The sequence below is a fragment of the Ralstonia condita genome, from assembly GCF_958405655.1.
Classification (GTDB): Bacteria; Pseudomonadota; Gammaproteobacteria; order Burkholderiales; family Burkholderiaceae; genus Ralstonia; species Ralstonia condita.
In genome coordinates this window covers 381,874-400,508 of record NZ_CATYWO010000003.1, presented here as the reverse complement: position 1 = coordinate 400,508, position 18,635 = coordinate 381,874, and the positions used below count along the sequence as shown (strand labels likewise).

Here is an 18,635-nt window from a genome sequence, read left to right as displayed (position 1 = left end):
GCGTATGAGGGCAAATGCGTAGCGCAATGCAGACTGCATGAAGGGCATGCTAGCACGCGAATTCAAAAATTGCATACAAAAAATGTATCGCCTATGATGGCGTCACCGCTCGACAATTCGCCATGACAATTTGGTGCGATGCAGCGAGTGCGACAGAGCTTTTCCGACAATCGCAGCAGACGAGAAAGGAGGCTCGAGACACGTGCAAATCCAAAGGAGGATTCACCATGCAACGCTTTACGCGCCCGCTGTTCGGGCAGGTTTTGATTGCCCTCGCATTGGGCATCGCGCTGGGCATCTGGGCGCCGGAATTCGCCCAGAAGCTGCAGCCCCTCGGCGACGCCTTTCTCAAACTCATCAAGATGCTGATCGCGCCGATCGTGTTCTCGGTGGTGGTGGTCGGCATCTGCGGGGCGGGCGAGCTGAAGAAGGTCGGACGCGTGGGCGGCAAGGCCGTCATCTACTTTGAAGTCGTCACGACGATCGCACTGGCGCTGGGTATCGCGCTGGCCTATCTCTTCGGCCCGGGGCACGGCATGAACGTGGATCCGAAGACGCTCGACCCGTCCGCGATGGCCTCGTACATGAACACGGCCAAGCAGGTGGAATCGACGGGCGTGGCGGCGTTCTTCCTCAAGCTGATCCCGGATACCTTTGTCAGCGGCTTTGTGAAGGGCGACATCCTGCAGGTGCTGCTGGTGTCGATCCTGTTCGGCTGCTCGCTGTCGCTGCTGGGTGAGCGCACCAAGCCGCTGGTCAGCCTGATCGACCAGTTCTCGCACGTGCTGTTCCGCATGATGGCCGTGATCATCCGCCTCGCGCCGCTCGGCGTGCTCGGCGCGGTGGCCTTCACGGTCGGCAAGTACGGCGCGGGGTCGCTCAAGCAACTGGGCTTCCTGGTGCTGCTGTTCTACGTGGCCGTGACGATCTTTGTGGTGGTGGTGCTGGGCAGCATCCTGCGCCTGGCGGGCTTCAACATCTTCAAACTGATCCGTTTCCTGCGTGCCGAGTTGCTGGTGGTGCTGGGCACGGCCTCGTCGGACGCGGTGCTGCCGTCCATCATGAACAAGCTGGAGAAGATGGGCATCAAGCGCTCGGTGGTGGGCCTGGTCATCCCGACCGGCTACTCGTTCAACCTCGATGCATTCTCGATCTACCTGACGCTGGCCGCCGTATTCATCGCCCAGGCGACCAACACGCCGCTGGCCTTCCAGGATCTGCTGCTCATCCTGGGCGTGGCGCTCATCACCTCCAAGGGGGCGCACGGCATTCCCGGTTCGGCCATCGTGATCCTGGCGGCCACGCTGTCGGTCATTCCGGCCATTCCGGCGATCGGCCTCGTGCTGGTGCTGTCGGTCGACTGGTTCATCGGTATCGCCCGTGCGCTGGGCAACCTGATCGGCAATTGCGTCGCCACGGTGGTGATCGCTGCCTGGGAGAAGGACATCGACCGGGCGCGCGCCCACGCGGTGCTCGACGGCAAGATCGACATCACCGAGGAAGGCGAGGTGATCGCACACAGCCACGGCGTGCCGGCAGCGGCGGCGCACACCCTGCCGCATGCCTGAAGTGGGCATCCTGTCGGACGGCGGTAAAATCGGCACCATGACCGAAACCACCGCCGCCGACATCTCCTCCGAAGGCATCGCTGACGACATCGCCCAGGCGATCGTCGCGCATCGGCTGCCGCCCGGCACCAAGCTGCGCGAAGAGGCGCTGGCGCGCGTGTACCACGTCAGCCGCACCAAGATTCGCGCGGCGCTGCTGATGCTGGCCAAGGACAAGCTGATCCGCATGGAGCCGGACCGCGGAGCGTTCGTCGCCAAGCCGGACGAGACCGAGGCGCGCGAGGTATTTGCCGTGCGCCGCGTGCTGGAGGTGGCGCTGGCGCGCGAGTTCATCGCGAAAGCCACGCCCGCCGATTACGCGCGGCTGGAAAAGCATCTGGCCGAAGAGCACCAGGTGGCGGCCAGCACCGACGTGCCGCGCCGCAACCGCCTGATGGCCGACTTCCACCTGCTGCTGGCCGACGTGGTCGGCAATAGCGTGCTCAAGGAAATGCTGCGCGAGCTGTCCGCCCGCAGCTCGGTCATCACGATGCTGTATCAATCCACCTACGACGCCGTGCGTTCGTCGGAAGAGCACACCGCCTTTCTGGAAGCCGCCAAGCGCGGTGACGTGGAAGGCGCGATTGCCCTGATGGAAGAGCACATGGCACACACCGAATCGTCACTCCGGTTTGAATCACCGGGCGGTCGCGCAACGGACCTCGTTGCCGCCCTCCTGGCCTGACCGCGCGTGCCGACATACACGCTGCGCGCGCCGGTCTCGGCCGAGCTGGAAATCAAGAAGAGCCGCTTCATCGGATGGGCCATCCCGGTGGAGGACCGGGCTGCCGCCATGGACGTGATTGCGCGCCTGCGCGCCGAGCACCCCGCCGCCACGCACGTCTGCTGGGCGCTGCTGGCGGGTGGCCAGTCCGGCATGTCCGATGATGGCGAGCCGTCAGGCACTGCCGGTCGTCCCATTCTCGAGGTGCTGCGGCACCATGACCTGGACAGCACGCTGGGTGTGGTGGTGCGCTATTTCGGCGGCGTGAAGCTTGGCGCGGGCGGCCTCGTGCGCGCCTATACCGATGCGATTGCCACCGCGCTCATGCGGGCCGAACGCGTGGAGCGCATTGCGCGCACCACATTGACCCTTGCCACCGATTACGCCGATGAAGCACGCATCCGCCGCTGGATCGACGACGGCGGCTACACGCTTGTCGATGCCGCCTACGATGCGGGCGTCACGCTGACCGTGCGCCTGCCCGTCACGGACGAGGCTGCGGCCAGGGACATGCTGCGTGACCTCACGCAAGGGCGCATCGTCATCGCAGACTGATCGACGCGTCACTTGCCGCGCGACCAGTACCCGGGCTGCCCATACACCGTCTTCAGGTGTTCGATGAAGAACCGGATCTTGGCCGGCACCGGCCGCTGCTGCGGGTAAACCGCGAGGATGTCGTAGTCGGGCAGTGCGTAGTCGTCCAGCACCGTCATCAGCGCGCCGGATTCCAGTTCGGGCTGGATCTCCCACGTCGAGCGCCAGCCCAGGCCCAGGCCTTCGCCCATCCAGCGGTGCAGCAGTTCGCCGTCGTTGCAATCAAGGTTGCCGTTCACCTTCACGGTGACGGCCTTGCCGTTCTGCTGGAAATACCAGCCGCGTTGCTGTCCCCCTTGGAGGTTGAAGGCGAGACAGTTGTGATGGGCCAGGTCGTCCAGCGTGCGGGGCACGCCGTGCTTGGCGAAATACGCGGGCGTGCCGCACACCACGCGTTTGTTCGACGCCAGGCGGATCGCCACGAAGTTCGGATCGATCGCGCCGCCAATGCGGATGCCCACGTCATAGCCTTCGCGCACGAGGTCGACCACGCGGTCGGTCAGGTTGAACGAGATGCGCACGTCCGGGTTGGCGCGCAGAAAGTCGGGCGCGTGGGGCGCGACGTGCTTGCGGCCGAACGCAGCCGGTGCAGAGACAATCAGATGCCCCGTCGCCTTGTGACGGCCTTCCGCGACGAGCAGCTCCGCGCGGTCGAGTTCACCCAGCGCCTTCTTGCACTGCTCCATGAACACGGCACCCTGCTCCGTGACGGCGATCCTGCGCGTCGACCGGTGCAGCAGCTTCACGCCCAGCCGGGCCTCGAGCGCGTTGATGCGCCGGCCGATCATCACGGGCGTCACGTCCTGGGTGAGCGCGGCGGCCGCCATGCTGCCGTGTTCCACCACGGCGATGAACGCTTCGATCTGCTTGAGCTTGTCCATTCCATCATTCCAGTCTGCAATGTCCATACATTGTAGGGAGAATTCGGTACGCGGATTGCAGCATTCCAACGCACATCACCTGTGACGAATGTCTGAAATGATGCGAGGTGATGTGATCGGTGCTCGTTCAACGCGCTGAATTTTTGCGTCGCACAAACTGGCTGCGAAGTGGCGTAAACAAACGATTCATCGCGGTGAAAGGCGTCGCCCGCTGCTGCGGCACAGAAACCAATTCGATACACTTGGTTCGCAATCAACTAACGAAAGCAGCGTTTATCGATATCGGCATGCGGGAATAGGATCCGTTCAAAGCCATTCCCACCTTCCCCTTCCTGGAGACACCCATGCCGAAGATGAGAGCGATTGATGCCGCCGTTGCGGTGATGGAAAAAGAAGGCATCACCACGGCCTTCGGCGTGCCTGGTGCCGCCATCAACCCGTTGTACTCGGCGCTGCGCCGCGCCGGCAACATTGACCACGTGCTGGCCCGCCACGTTGAAGGCGCCTCGCACATGGCCGAGGGCTACACCCGTGCGGAGCCGGGCAACATCGGCGTGTGCATCGGCACGTCGGGCCCCGCCGGCACCGACATGATCACCGGCCTGTACTCGGCCTGGGCGGACTCGATTCCCATCCTCTGCATCACGGGCCAGGCACCGCGCGCCCGCCTGTACAAGGAAGACTTCCAGGCCGTTGACATCGAGTCGATCGCCAAGCCGGTCACGAAGTGGGCCGTCACCGTGCGTGAGCCAGCGCTGGTGCCGCGCGTGTTCCAGCAAGCCTTCCATCTGATGCGCTCGGGCCGCCCGGGTCCGGTGCTGATCGACCTGCCGTTCGACGTGCAAGTCGCCGAAATCGAATTCGACCCCGACACGTACAGCCCGCTGCCGGTCTACAAGCCCGCGGCAACGCGTGCGCAGGCCGAGCGCGCCATCGAGATGTTGTGCGAAGCCGAGCGCCCGCTGCTGGTGTGCGGCGGCGGCGTGATTAACGCCGATGCGGCCAAGCTGATGGTCGAGTTTGCCGAGCTGGTGAACGTGCCTGTGGTCCCGACGTTGATGGGCTGGGGCGTGCTGGCCGACGACCACCCGCTCAACGCCGGCATGGTCGGCCTGCAAACGTCGCACCGTTACGGCAACGCCACGCTGCTGGCGTCGGACTTCGTGTTCGGCATCGGCAACCGCTGGGCCAACCGCCACACCGGCAGCGTCGACGTGTACACCAAGGGCCGCAAGTTCATCCACGTCGATATCGAACCGACCCAGATCGGCCGCGTGTTCGGGCCGGACCTGGGCATCGTGTCGGACGCCAAGGCGGCACTGGAGAAGTTCATTGAAGTCGCGCGCGAGCTGAAGGCCGCCGGCAAGCTGCCGTGCCGCAAGCGCTGGAACGCCGACGTGCAGAAGCGCAAGCGCACGATGCAGCGTCGCTCGGACTTCGACAACGTGCCCATCAAGCCGCAGCGCGTGTACCGCGAGATGAACCAGTACTTCCCGCGCGACGTTCGCTATGTGTCGACCATTGGCCTGTCGCAGATCGCTGCCGCGCAGTTCCTGTCGGTCAACCAGCCGCGCCACTGGATCAACTGCGGCCAGGCAGGCCCGCTGGGCTGGACGATTCCCGCCGCCATCGGCGTGAAGGTGGCCTCGCCCAACAGCGACGTGGTGGCCATCTCGGGTGACTACGACTTCCAGTTCATGATCGAAGAGATGGCGGTGGCCGCGCAGTTCAAGGTGCCGTACATCCACGTGGTGGTGAACAACTCGTACCTGGGGCTGATCCGCCAGGCGCAGCGCAACTTCGACATGGACTACTGCGTCCAGCTCGCCTTCGACAACGTCAACGCACCCGAGCTGAACGGCTACGGCGTCGACCACGTGAAGGTGGTGGAAGGCCTGGGCTGCAAGGCAATCCGTGTGTTCAAGCCCGAAGACATCGAACCCGCCTTCGCGCAGGCCCGCCTGCTGATGGCCGAGTTCTCGGTGCCGGTGATGGTGGAAGTGATTCTCGAGCGCGTGACCAACATCGCAATGGGCACGGAGATCGACAACGTGGTCGAGTTTGAAGAGGTGCTCGACCTGGAAGACACCCTCACGGAAGCCGAAGGCGTCACCGCATAAAGACGGCGCGTCGTTCCCTCACCGTCCGATAACAGGAGAAACCATGACAAAGCTGGCAGCCAACCTGACCATGCTCTTCAACGAACAGGCCTTCCTCGACCGCTTCGAAGCCGCCGCGCGTGCGGGCTTTCGCGGTGTGGAGTTCCTGTTCCCCTACGCGTTTCATGCCGACCAGATTGCCGATCGCCTGAACCGCTTCCAGCTCGACCTCGTCCTGCACAACCTGCCGGCCGGCAACTGGGACGGCGGCGAGCGCGGCATCGCCATCCTGCCGGATCGCGTGAGCGAGTTTCAGGACGGCGTGGGCGAAGCCATCAAGTACGCGAAGGTGCTCGGCGTGAAACAGCTCAACTGCCTGGTGGGCATTCGCCCCGAAGGCGTGAGCGAAGACGCTGCGCGCAAGACGCTGGTGGAGAACCTGAAGTTTGCGGCGAAGGCACTGAAGGCCGAGAAGATCGACCTGCTGATCGAGCCGATCAACACGTTCGATATTCCGGGCTTCTACCTGAACCGCACGCAGCAGGCGCTGGACCTGATCAACGACGTGGACGCGTCCAACCTGTACGTGCAGTACGACATCTATCACATGCAACGGATGGAAGGCGAAGTGGCTAGCACGCTGAAGCGCCATCTGGACAAGATCAAGCATGTGCAGTTGGCCGACAACCCTGGGCGCAATGAGCCGGGGACTGGGGAGATCAATTACCAGTTCTTGTTCCGTTGGTTGGATGAGATTGGGTACACCGGGTGGGTTGGGTGTGAGTACAAGCCTAAGGCTGGGACGGTTGAAGGTCTTGGTTGGCGGGCGGCGCACAACGTTGCTTGAGCTTTTGTTCGGTTTGGTTTTGCTCCGGTGGTGCATCCCTTGTTTCATCCCCTGCCGGGGCTGACTCACTTTTCTTTGTCTTGCCAAAGAAAGTAAGCAAAGAAAGGCGCGCCCGAGATGGCGAAGGATTCCTTGAATTTATGTCGCAGGGAGGGGAAGGGAAAAACTCGCTTCGCTCAGACAGTTTCCCTTCCTTTTTCCTCCCTGCAACAGAAATTCAAGGCGCCATCTAGGGCAACAAAGTCAACGGCCAAACCATCGACCACGAGTGCAGTAGGAATCAGCAGCACAACGCGAAGCAAAGCGAGCAACACAGCAACAAACAAGGGCCACTAGGGCCCGCACACCAACGGTTCGGCCGTTGACGTTCCTGCCCTAGATGGCGCCTTGAATTTGTGTAAGCGGGCGGAAGCAAGACGGGGAACTGTCTGAGCGAAGCGAGTTTTCCCCGTCTCCGCCCGGTTACACAAATTCAAGGAAGGGGTCGCCATCTCGGGCGCGCCTTTCTTTGCTTACTTTCTTTGGCAAGACAAAGAAAGTGAGTCGCCCCCGGCAGGGGGTGAAAAGGGGGCGGACCACCAAGGCCCAAACCACAAACCACGAACCACCAACACATTCAAACCAAGGAGATCCCTCACCATGGCAAACAATCTCAACCTCGGTTTCATCGGCCTCGGCATCATGGGCGCCCCCATGGCAGGCCACCTGCGCGCCGCCGGCCACACGCTGTTCGTGCACGACGTCAACCCGGCCCCGGCCGCGCTGGTGGAAGCCGGCGTGACGGTCTGCACGAGCGCGGAAGAAGTCGCCAAGCGCGCCGACATCATCTTCATCATGGTGCCGGACACCCCGCACGTTGAAGCCGTGCTGTTCAGCGAGAAGGGCGTCGCCAAGGCGCTGAAGGATGCCGGCAAGGACGCTGCTGCCAACAAGATCGTCGTCGACATGAGCTCGATCTCGCCGATCGCGACGAAGGACTTTGCAGCCCGCATCAACAAGACCGGCGCGCAATACCTGGACGCTCCGGTGTCGGGTGGCGAAGTGGGCGCGAAGGCCGCATCGCTGACGATCATGGTGGGCGGTGAGCAGGCTGCGTTCGATCGCGTGGCTCCGCTGTTCAACCTGATGGGCAAGAACATCACGCTGGTCGGCGGCAACGGCGACGGCCAAACCACCAAGGTGGCCAACCAGATCATCGTGGCGCTGAACATCCAGGCCGTGTCGGAAGCGCTGCTGTTCGCATCGAAGGCCGGCGCCGACCCCGCAAAGGTGCGTCAGGCACTGATGGGCGGTTTCGCTGCCTCGCGCATTCTTGAGGTGCATGGCGAGCGCATGGTCAAGCGTACGTTCGAGCCGGGCTTCCGCATCGAGCTGCACCAGAAGGATCTGAACCTGGCCTTGCAAGGTGCGAAGACGCTGGGCGTGGCGCTGCCGAACACGGCCACCGCGCAGGAGCTGTTCAACACCTGCGCCGCCAACGGCATGGGCAAGCAAGACCACTCGGCGCTGTGCCGCGCGATCGAGATCATGTCGAACCACGACATCGCCTGAATGCGTGCCTAAGTTGTGTGCACTGTCGCAGCCTTCGGGCGGCGGCAGTTCTTTTTGCTGTCTCCCCGCCTTCTGCCATGCACCACGACCAGTCTGCCCAGGCCGCCCTGCGCGCCGCCTTGCCCAATCCGTCGCCGCGCGCGTTGCTGCACGGCCTGTTTGATACCGCGGTGGCTGCGGTCAGCGCTGCGCAATGCCTGCCTGCATTCCTGCCCGAACCGCCGCGTGGCCGCACCATCGTCATCGGTGCGGGCAAGGGCGCAGCGGCGATGGCCGAGGCGGTGGAGCAGCACTGGAAGGGCGAGCTGTCTGGCCTGGTCGTCACGCGTTACGAGCACGGCCGCGCGCCCGGCACGCAAGGCCGCATTGAAGTGGTGGAAGCCTCGCACCCCGTGCCCGATGCCGCCGGCCAACGTGCCGCGCAACGCATGGTCGGCCTGCTCGAAGGTTTGACGAAAGACGACCTCGTGCTGTGCCTGATCTCGGGCGGCGGCTCTGCCCTGCTGGCCGCTCCGGCCGAAGGCCTGACGCTGGCCGACAAGCAGTCCGTCAACCGTGCGCTGCTCAAAAGCGGCGCGAGCATCGGCGAGATGAACTGCGTGCGCAAGCACCTCTCATCGATCAAGGGCGGGCGCCTGGCGCTGGCGTGCGCACCGGCGCGCGTGGAGACGCTGCTGATCTCCGATATTCCCGGCGATGACCCGACGCTCATCGCCAGCGGCCCGACGCTGCCCGACGCCACCACCTGCGCGGATGCCCTGGCCGTGATCGACAAATACGGCATCGACGTGCCCGAAGCGGTGCGCCGTCATCTGGAAACCGGCGCGGGCGAAACACCCAAGCCCGGCGATGCACGTTTCGAAGGCCATCGCAGCCATGTCATTGCGACGGCGCAGCACGCGCTGGAAGCCGCCGCAGCACAGGCACGCTCGCTCGGTTACGAGGCGCACATCCTGTCGGACAGCATTGAAGGCGAAGCGCGCGATGTGGCCGAAGTCCACGCCGGCATCGTGCGGCAGATCGTGGCGCGCAACCAGCCGTTCACCAAACCGTGCGTGATTCTGTCGGGTGGTGAAACCACGGTGACCGTGCGCGGCAACGGCCGCGGTGGGCGCAATGCCGAGTTCCTGTTAGCCCTGGGTGTGGCGTTGGATGGCCTGCCCGGTGTGTACGCGATTGCCTGCGATACCGATGGCATTGATGGCTCGGAAGACAACGCGGGTGCGATGTTGACGCCGGATAGTTTGGCGCGTGCTGAAGCGCTTGGGTTGAAGCCGAAGCAGTTGCTCGACAACAACGATGGGTATGGGTTTTTTGATGCGTTGGGCGATTTGATTGTGACTGGGCCTACGCGGACGAATGTGAATGATTTTCGGGCGGTTTTGATTACTGGCTGATGTTGGATTGGGGGGATGGATTGATTGATGTTTGTGGTTCATCCCTTGTTTCATCCCCTGCCGGGGCTGACTCACTTTTCTTTGTCTTGCCAAAGAAAAGTAAGCAAAAGAAAGGCGCGCCCGAGATGGCGAAAGACTCCTTGAATTTATGTCGCAGGGAGGGGAAGGGAAAAACTCGCTTCGCTCAGACAGTTTCCCTTCCTTTTTCCTCCCTGCAACAGAAATTCAAGGCGCCATCAAGGGCAGGAACGTCAAGGGCCAAACCGTCGATCACGAGTGCAGTAGGAACCAGCAGCACAACGCGAAGCAAGGCGAGCAACACAGCAACAAACGGAGCCAACTAGGACAGCACACAGATTGTGTGGCCGTACCCTGCCCTAGATGGCGCCTTGAATTTGTGTAAGCGGGCGGAACAAAGACGGGGAACTGTTTGAGCGCAGCGAGTTTTCCCCGTCTCCGCCCGGTTACACAAATTCAAGGAAGGGGTCGCCATCTCGGGCGCGCCTTTCTTTGCTTACTTTCTTTGGCAAGACAAAGAAAGTGAGTCGCCCCCGGCAGGGGGTGAAAAGGGAGTGGACCGCCAAGGCCCAACCAAGCAAACAAACAACCCCACCCGGAGCAACAAAGTGCGCCGCTTCCGCAACACCAAAATCCTCGCCACCCTTGGCCCCGCCAGCAGCGACAAAGACACCATCCGCGCCCTCTTCGACGCGGGCGCAGACGTCTTCCGCCTGAACTTCAGCCACGGCTCGCACGACGACCACCGCAAGCGCTACGACACCGTGCGCGCGGTGGAGGCCGAGACCGGCCGCCCGATCGGCATCCTCGCTGACATGCAGGGCCCGAAGCTGCGCATCGGCACGTTCGCCGACGGCCGTGTCGTGCTCAAGAACGGCGATCGCTTTGTGCTCGACCGGGACCCGACGCCGGGCGATGTCACGCGCGTGCACCTGCCGCATCCGGAGCTGTACGCGGCTGCCGCGCCGGGGCAATCGCTGTTGCTCGATGACGGCAAGATCCGCCTGGCGGTGGAAGCCGCCGACCCGACGGCTATCGTCACGCGCGTGGTCGATGGCGGCCCGCTGTCGGACCGCAAGGGCGTGAACGTGCCGGACGCGGTGATCCCCATCCCCGCGCTCACCGAGAAAGACCTGCGCGATCTGGACTTCGCGCTGTCGTTGGGCGTGGACTGGATTGCGCTGTCATTCGTGCAGCGCGCCGAAGACGTGATCGCCGCGCGCGAGATCATCGGCGACCGCGCCGGCCTGCTCTCCAAGATCGAGAAGCCCGCAGCGCTGCTGCATCTGGAAGACATCGTGCAGGCGTCCGATGCGCTGATGGTCGCACGCGGCGACTTGGGTGTGGAGCTGCCGCCCGAGCGCGTGCCCGGCGTGCAGAAGCGCATCCTGCGCATGGCGCGCCACCACGGCAAGCCGGTGGTCGTGGCCACGCAGATGCTGGAATCGATGATCGAGGCGCCGGTACCGACGCGCGCCGAAGCGTCGGACGTGGCCAGCGCCGTGTACGACGGCACCGATGCCGTGATGCTGTCGGCCGAGTCGGCCAGCGGCAAGCATCCGGTGGCGGCGGTCAGCATCATGAACCGCATCATTGCCGAGACGGAGCGCGACCCGCTGTACCGCAACCTGATCGACGCGCAACACCTGGCACCGCTGCCCACGCGCCAGGACGCCATCTGCGCGGCGCTGCGAGACGTGACGCACATCCTGGGCGCGGTGGCCACCGTCACGTACACGTCCAGCGGCAAGACGAGCCTGCGCGCCGCACGCGAGCGGCCGCTGGCGCCCATCGTCAGCATCACGCCGCGCCTGGACACCGCCCGTCGCCTGGCGATTGCCTGGGGCGTGCACAGCACCGTCAGCGCCGATGTGGCGAGCGTGGATGAAATGGTGGATGCAGCCTGCCGTGCCGCCGCGCGCGAGGGCTTTGCCGTGCCGGGCGATCAGATCGCCATCACGGCGGGCATGCCGTTCGGTCAGGCCGGTTCAACCAACCTGCTGCGCCTGGCGGAAATCTGGCCCCAGACGGCGACCGGCACGCTGCCGGCCATGGCCGCGCAGCAGCCCGAGCCCGTGTCGGCATAGGACGGCGGGCTACACCACCTTGGAGTAGCGCGGCACGAAGCTGATGGGCTTGCCCTCGGCTTCGACCGCGCGCTCGGTGCCGCCGGCACGCAGATGCGCGTCGAACACCATGGCGATGCGCCGCACCAGCAGCCGGCCTTGTGGCGTGATGACGATGCGCTCGTCGCCCACCTTCACCAGCCCACCCTCTTCCAGCGGTGCGAGCGCCTTCAGCTCGTCAGCGAAACTACGCTTGAAGTCGATGCCGTGCCGCGCCCCGAACGCGCGCATGTCCAGCTCGAACCCACACATCAGCTCGCCGATCAATGCGCGGCGCACGTGGTCGTCCGGCGTCAGCGACAGGCCCCGCAGAACGGGCAGCTCGTTGGCATCGACACGCGCATAGTACGCATCGAGATCCTTTTCGTTCTGCGCATACACATCGCCCACGCGGCTGATGGCGGAGACGCCGAAGGCCAGCAGGTCGCAGTCGGCGTGCGTGGAGTAACCCTGGAAATTGCGCTGCAGCCGCCCTTCCCGTTGCGCAATGGCCAGCGCATCATCCGGCCGCGCGAAGTGGTCCATGCCGATGTAGACATAGCCCGCCGACACGAGGCGTTCCACCGTCATGCCCAGCAGGTCGAGCTTGTCGTCGGCGGTCGGCAGGGTGAGCGGATCGATGCGGCGCTGCGCCTTGAACAGATGCGGCATGTGCGCATAGCTGTAGACGGACAGCCGGTCAGGCGCCATCTCCAGCACGCGATCGAGCGTGGCGTTGAACGTCTCGGTGCGCTGATACGGCAGGCCGTAGATCAGGTCGAAGCTGATCGACTCGAAGCCAAGGCGGCGGGCGGTATCGACCACGCGGCGCGTATCTTCCACGCTCTGAATCCGATGGACGGCACGCTGCACGTCGGGATCGAAATCCTGGATGCCGAGACTCGCGCGATTGAAGCCGATCTCGGCCAACACCTCGAGCGTGGCGTCATCTGCGTGGCGCGGATCCAGTTCGACGGAGATTTCCGCGTCCGCTGCCAGGCTGAAGTGTTCGCGCGCGGCGGCCATGACGGCGCGCATTTCGTCGTGGGCAAGGAACGTGGGCGTGCCGCCACCCCAGTGCAGTTGCGTGACGCGGCGCAGCGGTCCGACATGCCGGGCCACCATCGCCATTTCGTGGGCGAGCGCGCGGATATACCGGGCGCTGCGCGAATGGTCTTTCGTGATGACCTTGTTGCAGCCGCAGTAGTAGCAAAGGTTGGCGCAGAACGGCAGGTGCATGTACAGCGACAGCGGTGCGTGCAAGGCCGGCGCAATGGCGGCGCGGCGGTGCAACGCATCGAGGTAATCAGCGTTGCCGAAGCCATTGTGGAAGCGATCCGCCGTGGGGTACGACGTATAGCGCGGGCCGTGCGTGTCGAAGCGTTGGGCCAGCGCGCGCACTTGCGGCGCAGACCAGCGGAAGGCGGTGTCAGCGGCAGCCGGATCCGCGGCAGCCGGTTGGGCAAAGGGGAACATGGGGCGTGGATTGCGAGGGCGATGGCTCATGCTATGCCCGGCCCCATCGCCGCGCGTTGATGTGTATCAACGTGGTGCAAAGGGTGTTCAAACACGCCTCCCCCTCCCATGGGAGGGGTCGAACTTCACCGATCTGTCACGCTTCCCTATCTAACATCGCCGATCCGCGCACGCCTGCGCTGTCTGCAGATAACAACAACGCGTGCGCTCGGTTCGACCTTTGGGGGAAGCACCATGTGGCAGAAAATCGCACGCCGCTACGCGTGCGCCCTGGCCTGCGCGGCCGCCGTTGTGACGTTGCCCGCGCATGCGCAAGGCGACGCCGCGTTTGTCGTCGGTCAACTGCTGGAGCGGGGCGGCGCGCAGGCCGATTACGCACGCGATTTCATGGCTGGAGCCAAGGTGGCTTTCGACGCCGCCAACCAGGGTGGCGGCATCAAGGGCAGGCGTATCACCCTGGTGAGGCGCGAGGTCGACCAGACCGCGGCCGTGCCGCAAGCAGTCGACATGATCGAGCGCGATCACGCGGAGGTGCTCTTCGGCGTGAGCGAGCGATTACTGCCTGCGCTGGCCGCCTCACCGGACATTGCCCGGCGTAACGTCCCGCTGCTGGCACCGCTGTCGGGGGCGACGTCGCACTCCGACAACGTCTGGTTCATCCGCCCGGATGACGACCACGAGATCGTCGCGGCACACAACCGGCTGCGCCAGTTCGGCATGCGACGCATTGCGCTCGTCACCACCGCGGGCTTCGACCCGCAAGTCGGTGCGCATCTGCGTGAGACCCTGGCCGCCGCCGCAACAGGCAAAGGCGACGCGGCGGAGACGCTCGAGGTATACACACTGGCGGACGACCCGGGCGGACTCGCCGCGCGCATCGCCCCGACCAAGCCGACCGCCGTCATCGTCGCGGGCGACACCCTCGCCTACTCGACCGTGGGCCGCGCGCTGGCGCAGCACGGCTGGTATGGCTTTCTGGTCGGGCTGTCGTCGGTGAACCCACAGGTGGCACGCGAGATCCTCGGCGCAGGCTACAGCGGTGGCATGTTGCTCGCGCAGACCGTGCCAAACCCTGCCAGCGCCGGCACGAAGATCGCACGCGAGCACATGGCGCGCATGAAACAGTTTCTGGATGAACCGCCATCGGCCGCAACGCTGTCGGGCTACATCGCGGCAACCTATCTCGTGCAGGCGATGAACGCGGCAGGCGGCAAGGTTGCGGGCGCGGAGTTGCGGCGAGCGCTGCGGACACGCATCGACCTCGGCGGCTTCACGCTCGATTTCACGCGCGGCAATCGCGGCAGCGACTTCGTGGATCTGAACTACATCCAAGGCAGCGGCAACTAGGCAGGCCGACGCGGCATACGCGCCGCTCGCCGTGACGCTATTGCTCGCGGCCCGACTGGACGTCCGTCGAGGCGTGCCACAGCCGGTAGCGCACCTCGAACGCATGCGGGACGTAGACCACCAGCGGCAGGCGGCTGTTGTATCGCAGCAGGTAGCCCTCGCCTTGCACGGGCACGAACGCTTCGCGTTCCGCCTGGCCGGGGCACGCCATCATGGTGGCAGCAGGCCCCTTGGCGCCAGCGAGCCGGTAATACCCATAGCCCCAGCCCTGCACGGTCTCCTGGTTCAGGTTGCCCATGAACCAGTGGCGGTTGCAGTCCACGCGCATGGTCTTGCCGACGATGAGTTCGACGCGGATGTCGTCTTCGTGCGCGGTGGCCGGCAATGCAATGACGACGCGCTTCTGGCCGTCGGGGGCCTTGGGAAACATCTTGATGTCGTCGGCGCTCAACGCCGCGCCCGGGGCAGCCGCTGGCGCGGCACCTGCAACGCAGCACAACGTCGCGAATACGGCGGGCAGCAAAGATTCGGGGTCAGCTTCATGTGCGCTCCTGGGCGGTTCTTCGTGAGCGTCACTTTAGACAGGAATACGGCGTCCGGCCAATCCTGGTGCATCAGGCAACGGACTTCTTCGACGCCAGCAGGCCCTTCAGGGCGCCCAGCCGGTCCTTCGGCGACATCGCCGGCATGGTGTCCTCCGGCGTCGGCCCCGCGTCTTCGCCAAGCTTCATCTCGGCGATATAGCGCGACGGCTCACACACCACCGTCTCGCGCGCACGCTTGCGCTTCTTGCACCAGCTGATATGCAGGCTGCGCTGTGCCCGCGTAATGCCCACATACATCAGCCGCCGCTCTTCTTCGATCTTCTCGTCGGTCAGGTCGTCGTCTTCGCGGCAATGCGGGAGGATGCCTTCCTCCACGCCCACCAGGAACACGTGCGGATACTCCAGCCCCTTGCTCGCATGCAGCGTGGACAGGCGCACCGCATCCGGGTCTTCTTCCTTGCCTTCGAGCATGCTGATCAGCGCGATGGTCTGCGTGAGTTCCAGCAGGTTCTTGCCAGTGTCCATCAGGCCATCGGCATTATCGAAACCGGTGGCCTCTTCGTCATCGTCCTTCTCGGGCTTGGTGCCCTTGCGCTTGAGCCAGTCGAGGAACTCCAGCACGTTGGTCCACTTGTTCTGCGCCTGGCGCTCGTCGTAGGTGTCGTACAGGTAGGCCTCGTAGTGGATGCCTTCCATCATCTCGTCGAGCAGCGTGGCGGCCGGCTCCTTCGCAGCGCGGTCGGACAAGCGCACGATGAATTCGCAGAACACCCGCAGCGGCTCCAGCTGGCGCGGCGCGAGCTGCGCCTCGATACCGCCCATCATCGCCGCCTCGAACAGCGACACCTTGGCCTGCCCCGCGAACGAACCCAGCGTTTCGAGCGTCGCATTGCCCACGCCGCGCTTGGGCGTGGTGATGGCGCGGATGAACGCAGGATCGTCATCCGCATTGGCAATCAGCCGCAGGTAGGCGCACAGGTCCTTGATCTCGGCCTTGTCGAAAAAGCTCTGCCCGCCCGAGAGCACATACGGAATGCGCTCGCGGCGCAGGATCTGCTCGAACAGGCGCGCCTGGAAGTTGCCGCGATACAGGATCGCGTAATCGCGAAACTGCGCGCGACGCTCGAACTTGTGGGCAGAGAGCTTGAAGACAACGCTCTCGGCTTCGTGCTCTTCGTCATTGGCGCTCGTCACGTTGATCGCGTCGCCCATGCCGTGCTCGCTCCACAACGTCTTCTCAAACAGCTTGGGGTTCTGCGCGATCACGGCGTTGGCCGCGTTCAGGATGCGCACCGTGGAGCGGTAGTTCTGCTCCAGCTTGATGACCTTCAGGTTCGGGAAATCCGTCTGCAGCAGCTTGAGGTTGTCGAGCGTGGCGCCGCGCCAGCCGTAGATGGCCTGATCGTCGTCGCCCACCGCCGTGAAGGCCGGCGCCCGCAGGTGCGAACCGCCCGCCAGCAGCTTCAGCAGCTGGTACTGGCAGGCGTTGGTGTCCTGGTATTCATCCACGAGGAAGTAGCGCAGGCGGTTCTGCCACTTCAGCCGCACCTCTTCATTGCGAGCGAATAGCTCGGCAGGAATGCGGATCAGGTCGTCAAAGTCCACCGCCTGATACGCATGCAGCGTCGCCACGTAGTTGCGGTAGACGAGCGCCGCCTGGTGGTCATCGACGTTGTTGTTGGCGAGCGCCTCGGCAATCGCGGTGTCCGGGTCGACGAGACCGTTCTTCCACAGCGAGATCGTGCTCTGCACGCGGCGGATCAACTGCTTGTCGGTCGTCGCGAGCTGCTCCTGGATCATCCCGAAGCAATCGTCCGAATCCATGATCGAGAAACGCGGCTTGAGGCCGACATGCTCGGCCTCAGCCCGCAGGATCTGCACGCCCAGCGAGTGGAAGGTACACACCGTCAACTGCTTGATGGGAATGCGCTTGCCGTCTTCGCGTGTCTTGCCGTCCATCAGCTTGGCCACGCGCTCCTGCATTTCCTTGGCGGCCTTGTTGGTAAAAGTGACGGCAGCGATGTGCTTCGGTTCGAAGCCCTTGTCGAGGATCAGGTGCGCGATCTTCTGCGTGATCACGCGCGTCTTGCCTGAGCCCGCCCCGGCCAGCACCAGGCACGGGCCATCGAGGTAATGCACACCTTCGGATTGGGCAGCATTGAGCCCGTGGGCGAGACCGGAAGACATGGGAACAGGCAGAAGAAAAAGCAGGCGGGAAGGTACAGCGGGAGGTGATGGTAGCACGCGCGATATGAACCGATTGGGCGATCTGCAGGGCACATACCCCCCCTTTTTGCCCAGCCGGGTTACACCGCTTACGCCTCGTTACACGAAGCCCGTAAGCGAAGCGCTGCGACACGCCGTTATGGATGGGACAGCGGCTGAATCGGTCGGCCGCCCACCGGAGGAAGCACCATGAATCGCATCGTCAAAGCCCTCGCCATCAGCGCCGTCGCCCTGTCTGCCACCACCGGCGCCTTCGCCCAAACGCAGTGGCAAAAGGACCACCCGCGCCGCGCCGAGGTCAACCACCGCCTTGCCAACCAGAACAGGCGCATCCACAACGAAGTGAAGGAAGGCGAGATCACCAAGGGCCAGGCGCGCCAGCTGCACCGGGAAGACCACCAGATTCGCCAGGAAGAGCGCGACATGGCGGCTCAGAATGGCGGCGGCATCACCAAGCAGGAGCAGCGGACGCTGAACCAGCAGGAAAACCAGGTCAGCCGCCAGATCGGCAAGTAAGCCAGAGCACCACCCGCCAACACCCGCACTCCGGCCACACCCTTGGAGCTTGGCGATCCCGCCAGCGCCCCGAGGGTGTGGCCGTTGTCTTTGGCATTTGGCCTTTGACGTACCTGCCCTTGATGGCGCCTTGAATTTTCGTAACCGGGCGGAGGCGGGGAAAACTCGCTGCGCTCAGACAGTTCCCCGCCTTTTTTCCGCCCGCTTACGAAAATTCAAGGAGGCTTTCGCCATCTCGGGCGCGCCTTTCTTTTGCTTACTTTTCTTTGGCAAGACAAAGAAAAGTGAGTCGGTCCCGGCAGGGAACGAAAGGGGGGATGGACCCAAAGCATAAAACCGGCCCTCCTCTCAAAAACCGTCGAATCCCCCCCCAATTGACAATCCCATCCCCCTTCCGTACATTCGCGCCATCCATCCGGGAGAGCGTGCCCGCCGTATACGGCAAGGCGCCGCCGAAGGGGTAGCACCCGAAAACTCTCAGGCATCCAGGACCGGGCGGATCGGCGGACATGCGTCCGACCGCACTCTGGAGAGCTGGCGCCGCACGACCACTGCGGGCGCCCACCGAAGGGGCTCACGAACGGCGCGCACCGCTATGCGCCCCGCTTCGCAATCTCTCAGGTACCAAGGACAGAGGGGCCATCTGCGCAGCTTGTTGATCTTCATGGCGTCACCATGAGGGATCAGGCTGCGCGGGTGGCC

At 64.2% G+C, this 18,635-nt stretch carries 14 protein-coding genes and 2 riboswitches; of the genes, 10 read left to right on the top strand and 4 right to left on the bottom strand.

Features of this window, described 5'->3' with window-relative positions; all coding sequences use genetic code 11:
* The first annotated feature begins 227 nt into the window (after positions 1 to 227).
* The 3 genes from R2N03_RS13550 to R2N03_RS13540 are packed head-to-tail and all read left to right on the top strand — an operon-like array spanning position 228 to position 2,886.
* On the top strand, positions 228 to 1,568 hold the full coding sequence (locus tag R2N03_RS13550) for a C4-dicarboxylate transporter DctA (protein WP_316658160.1): 1,341 nt from the start codon (positions 228 to 230) through the stop codon (positions 1,566 to 1,568).
* On the top strand, positions 1,561 to 2,292 hold the full coding sequence (locus R2N03_RS13545) for a GntR family transcriptional regulator (RefSeq protein WP_428984406.1): 732 nt from the start codon (positions 1,561 to 1,563) through the stop codon (positions 2,290 to 2,292). The genes R2N03_RS13550 and R2N03_RS13545 overlap by 8 nt, the downstream gene beginning before the upstream one ends.
* 6 nt (positions 2,293 to 2,298) lie before the next feature.
* Entirely contained in the window at positions 2,299 to 2,886 is a 588-nt protein-coding gene (locus R2N03_RS13540) for an IMPACT family protein (protein ID WP_316658159.1), read from the top strand.
* A gap of 8 nt (positions 2,887 to 2,894) precedes the next feature.
* Here R2N03_RS13540 and R2N03_RS13535 read toward each other — a convergent pair whose 3' ends face one another.
* The gene (locus R2N03_RS13535; RefSeq protein ID WP_316658158.1) at positions 2,895 to 3,806 is read right to left on the bottom strand and encodes a LysR family transcriptional regulator; all 912 of its coding nucleotides are present in this window, start codon (positions 3,804 to 3,806) and stop codon (positions 2,895 to 2,897) included.
* A 344-nt stretch (positions 3,807 to 4,150) separates the two neighbouring features.
* Here R2N03_RS13535 and gcl point away from each other — a divergent pair, with 344 nt between their 5' ends.
* From gcl to pyk, 5 genes are all read left to right on the top strand, one after another.
* Positions 4,151 to 5,926, top strand: a complete 1,776-nt coding sequence (gcl, locus tag R2N03_RS13530) for a glyoxylate carboligase (protein WP_316658157.1) — start codon at positions 4,151 to 4,153, stop codon at positions 5,924 to 5,926.
* 43 nt (positions 5,927 to 5,969) lie between these two features.
* Complete coding sequence (gene hyi, locus R2N03_RS13525) at positions 5,970 to 6,752, top strand: hydroxypyruvate isomerase (RefSeq protein WP_063392273.1); 783 nt, start codon at positions 5,970 to 5,972, stop codon at positions 6,750 to 6,752.
* Positions 6,753 to 7,241: 489 nt separating this feature from the next.
* A complete protein-coding gene (gene glxR / locus R2N03_RS13520; protein ID WP_316658198.1) occupies positions 7,242 to 8,303 on the top strand; it encodes a 2-hydroxy-3-oxopropionate reductase in 1,062 nt (353 codons plus the stop codon).
* A gap of 77 nt (positions 8,304 to 8,380) precedes the next feature.
* Positions 8,381 to 9,700, top strand: a complete 1,320-nt coding sequence (locus R2N03_RS13515; RefSeq protein WP_260803948.1) for a glycerate kinase type-2 family protein — start codon at positions 8,381 to 8,383, stop codon at positions 9,698 to 9,700.
* Between the two features lie 626 nt (positions 9,701 to 10,326).
* Positions 10,327 to 11,805: a pyruvate kinase gene (pyk, locus tag R2N03_RS13510; protein ID WP_316658156.1), complete on the top strand. Its 1,479-nt coding sequence runs from the start codon at positions 10,327 to 10,329 to the stop codon at positions 11,803 to 11,805.
* 9 nt (positions 11,806 to 11,814) lie between these two features.
* Here pyk and hemN read toward each other — a convergent pair whose 3' ends face one another.
* Positions 11,815 to 13,299 (bottom strand): oxygen-independent coproporphyrinogen III oxidase, encoded by a 1,485-nt coding sequence (hemN, locus tag R2N03_RS13505; RefSeq protein ID WP_316658155.1) that lies wholly within the window; start codon positions 13,297 to 13,299, stop codon positions 11,815 to 11,817.
* Between the two features lie 234 nt (positions 13,300 to 13,533).
* Here hemN and R2N03_RS13500 point away from each other — a divergent pair, with 234 nt between their 5' ends.
* Positions 13,534 to 14,646, top strand: a complete 1,113-nt coding sequence (locus R2N03_RS13500; RefSeq protein ID WP_316658154.1) for an ABC transporter substrate-binding protein — start codon at positions 13,534 to 13,536, stop codon at positions 14,644 to 14,646.
* A gap of 37 nt (positions 14,647 to 14,683) precedes the next feature.
* On the opposite strand, the gene eco is transcribed toward R2N03_RS13500, so the two are convergent.
* Both eco and R2N03_RS13490 read right to left on the bottom strand, forming a co-directional pair.
* Positions 14,684 to 15,169 carry a serine protease inhibitor ecotin gene (eco, locus tag R2N03_RS13495; RefSeq protein WP_316658153.1) on the bottom strand — a complete coding sequence of 162 codons (486 nt, stop codon included), beginning with the start codon at positions 15,167 to 15,169 and terminating at the stop codon, positions 14,684 to 14,686.
* A gap of 91 nt (positions 15,170 to 15,260) precedes the next feature.
* Positions 15,261 to 17,378: a UvrD-helicase domain-containing protein gene (locus tag R2N03_RS13490; RefSeq protein WP_316658152.1), complete on the bottom strand. Its 2,118-nt coding sequence runs from the start codon at positions 17,376 to 17,378 to the stop codon at positions 15,261 to 15,263.
* A gap of 228 nt (positions 17,379 to 17,606) precedes the next feature.
* Between R2N03_RS13490 and R2N03_RS13485 the strand changes: the two genes are divergently transcribed.
* Positions 17,607 to 17,933: a hypothetical protein gene (locus R2N03_RS13485; protein WP_316658151.1), complete on the top strand. Its 327-nt coding sequence runs from the start codon at positions 17,607 to 17,609 to the stop codon at positions 17,931 to 17,933.
* Positions 17,934 to 18,339: 406 nt separating this feature from the next.
* Positions 18,340 to 18,437, top strand: a riboswitch (glycine riboswitch).
* Positions 18,438 to 18,449: 12 nt separating this feature from the next.
* Positions 18,450 to 18,577, top strand: a riboswitch (glycine riboswitch).
* The last annotated feature ends 58 nt before the right edge of the window (positions 18,578 to 18,635 follow it).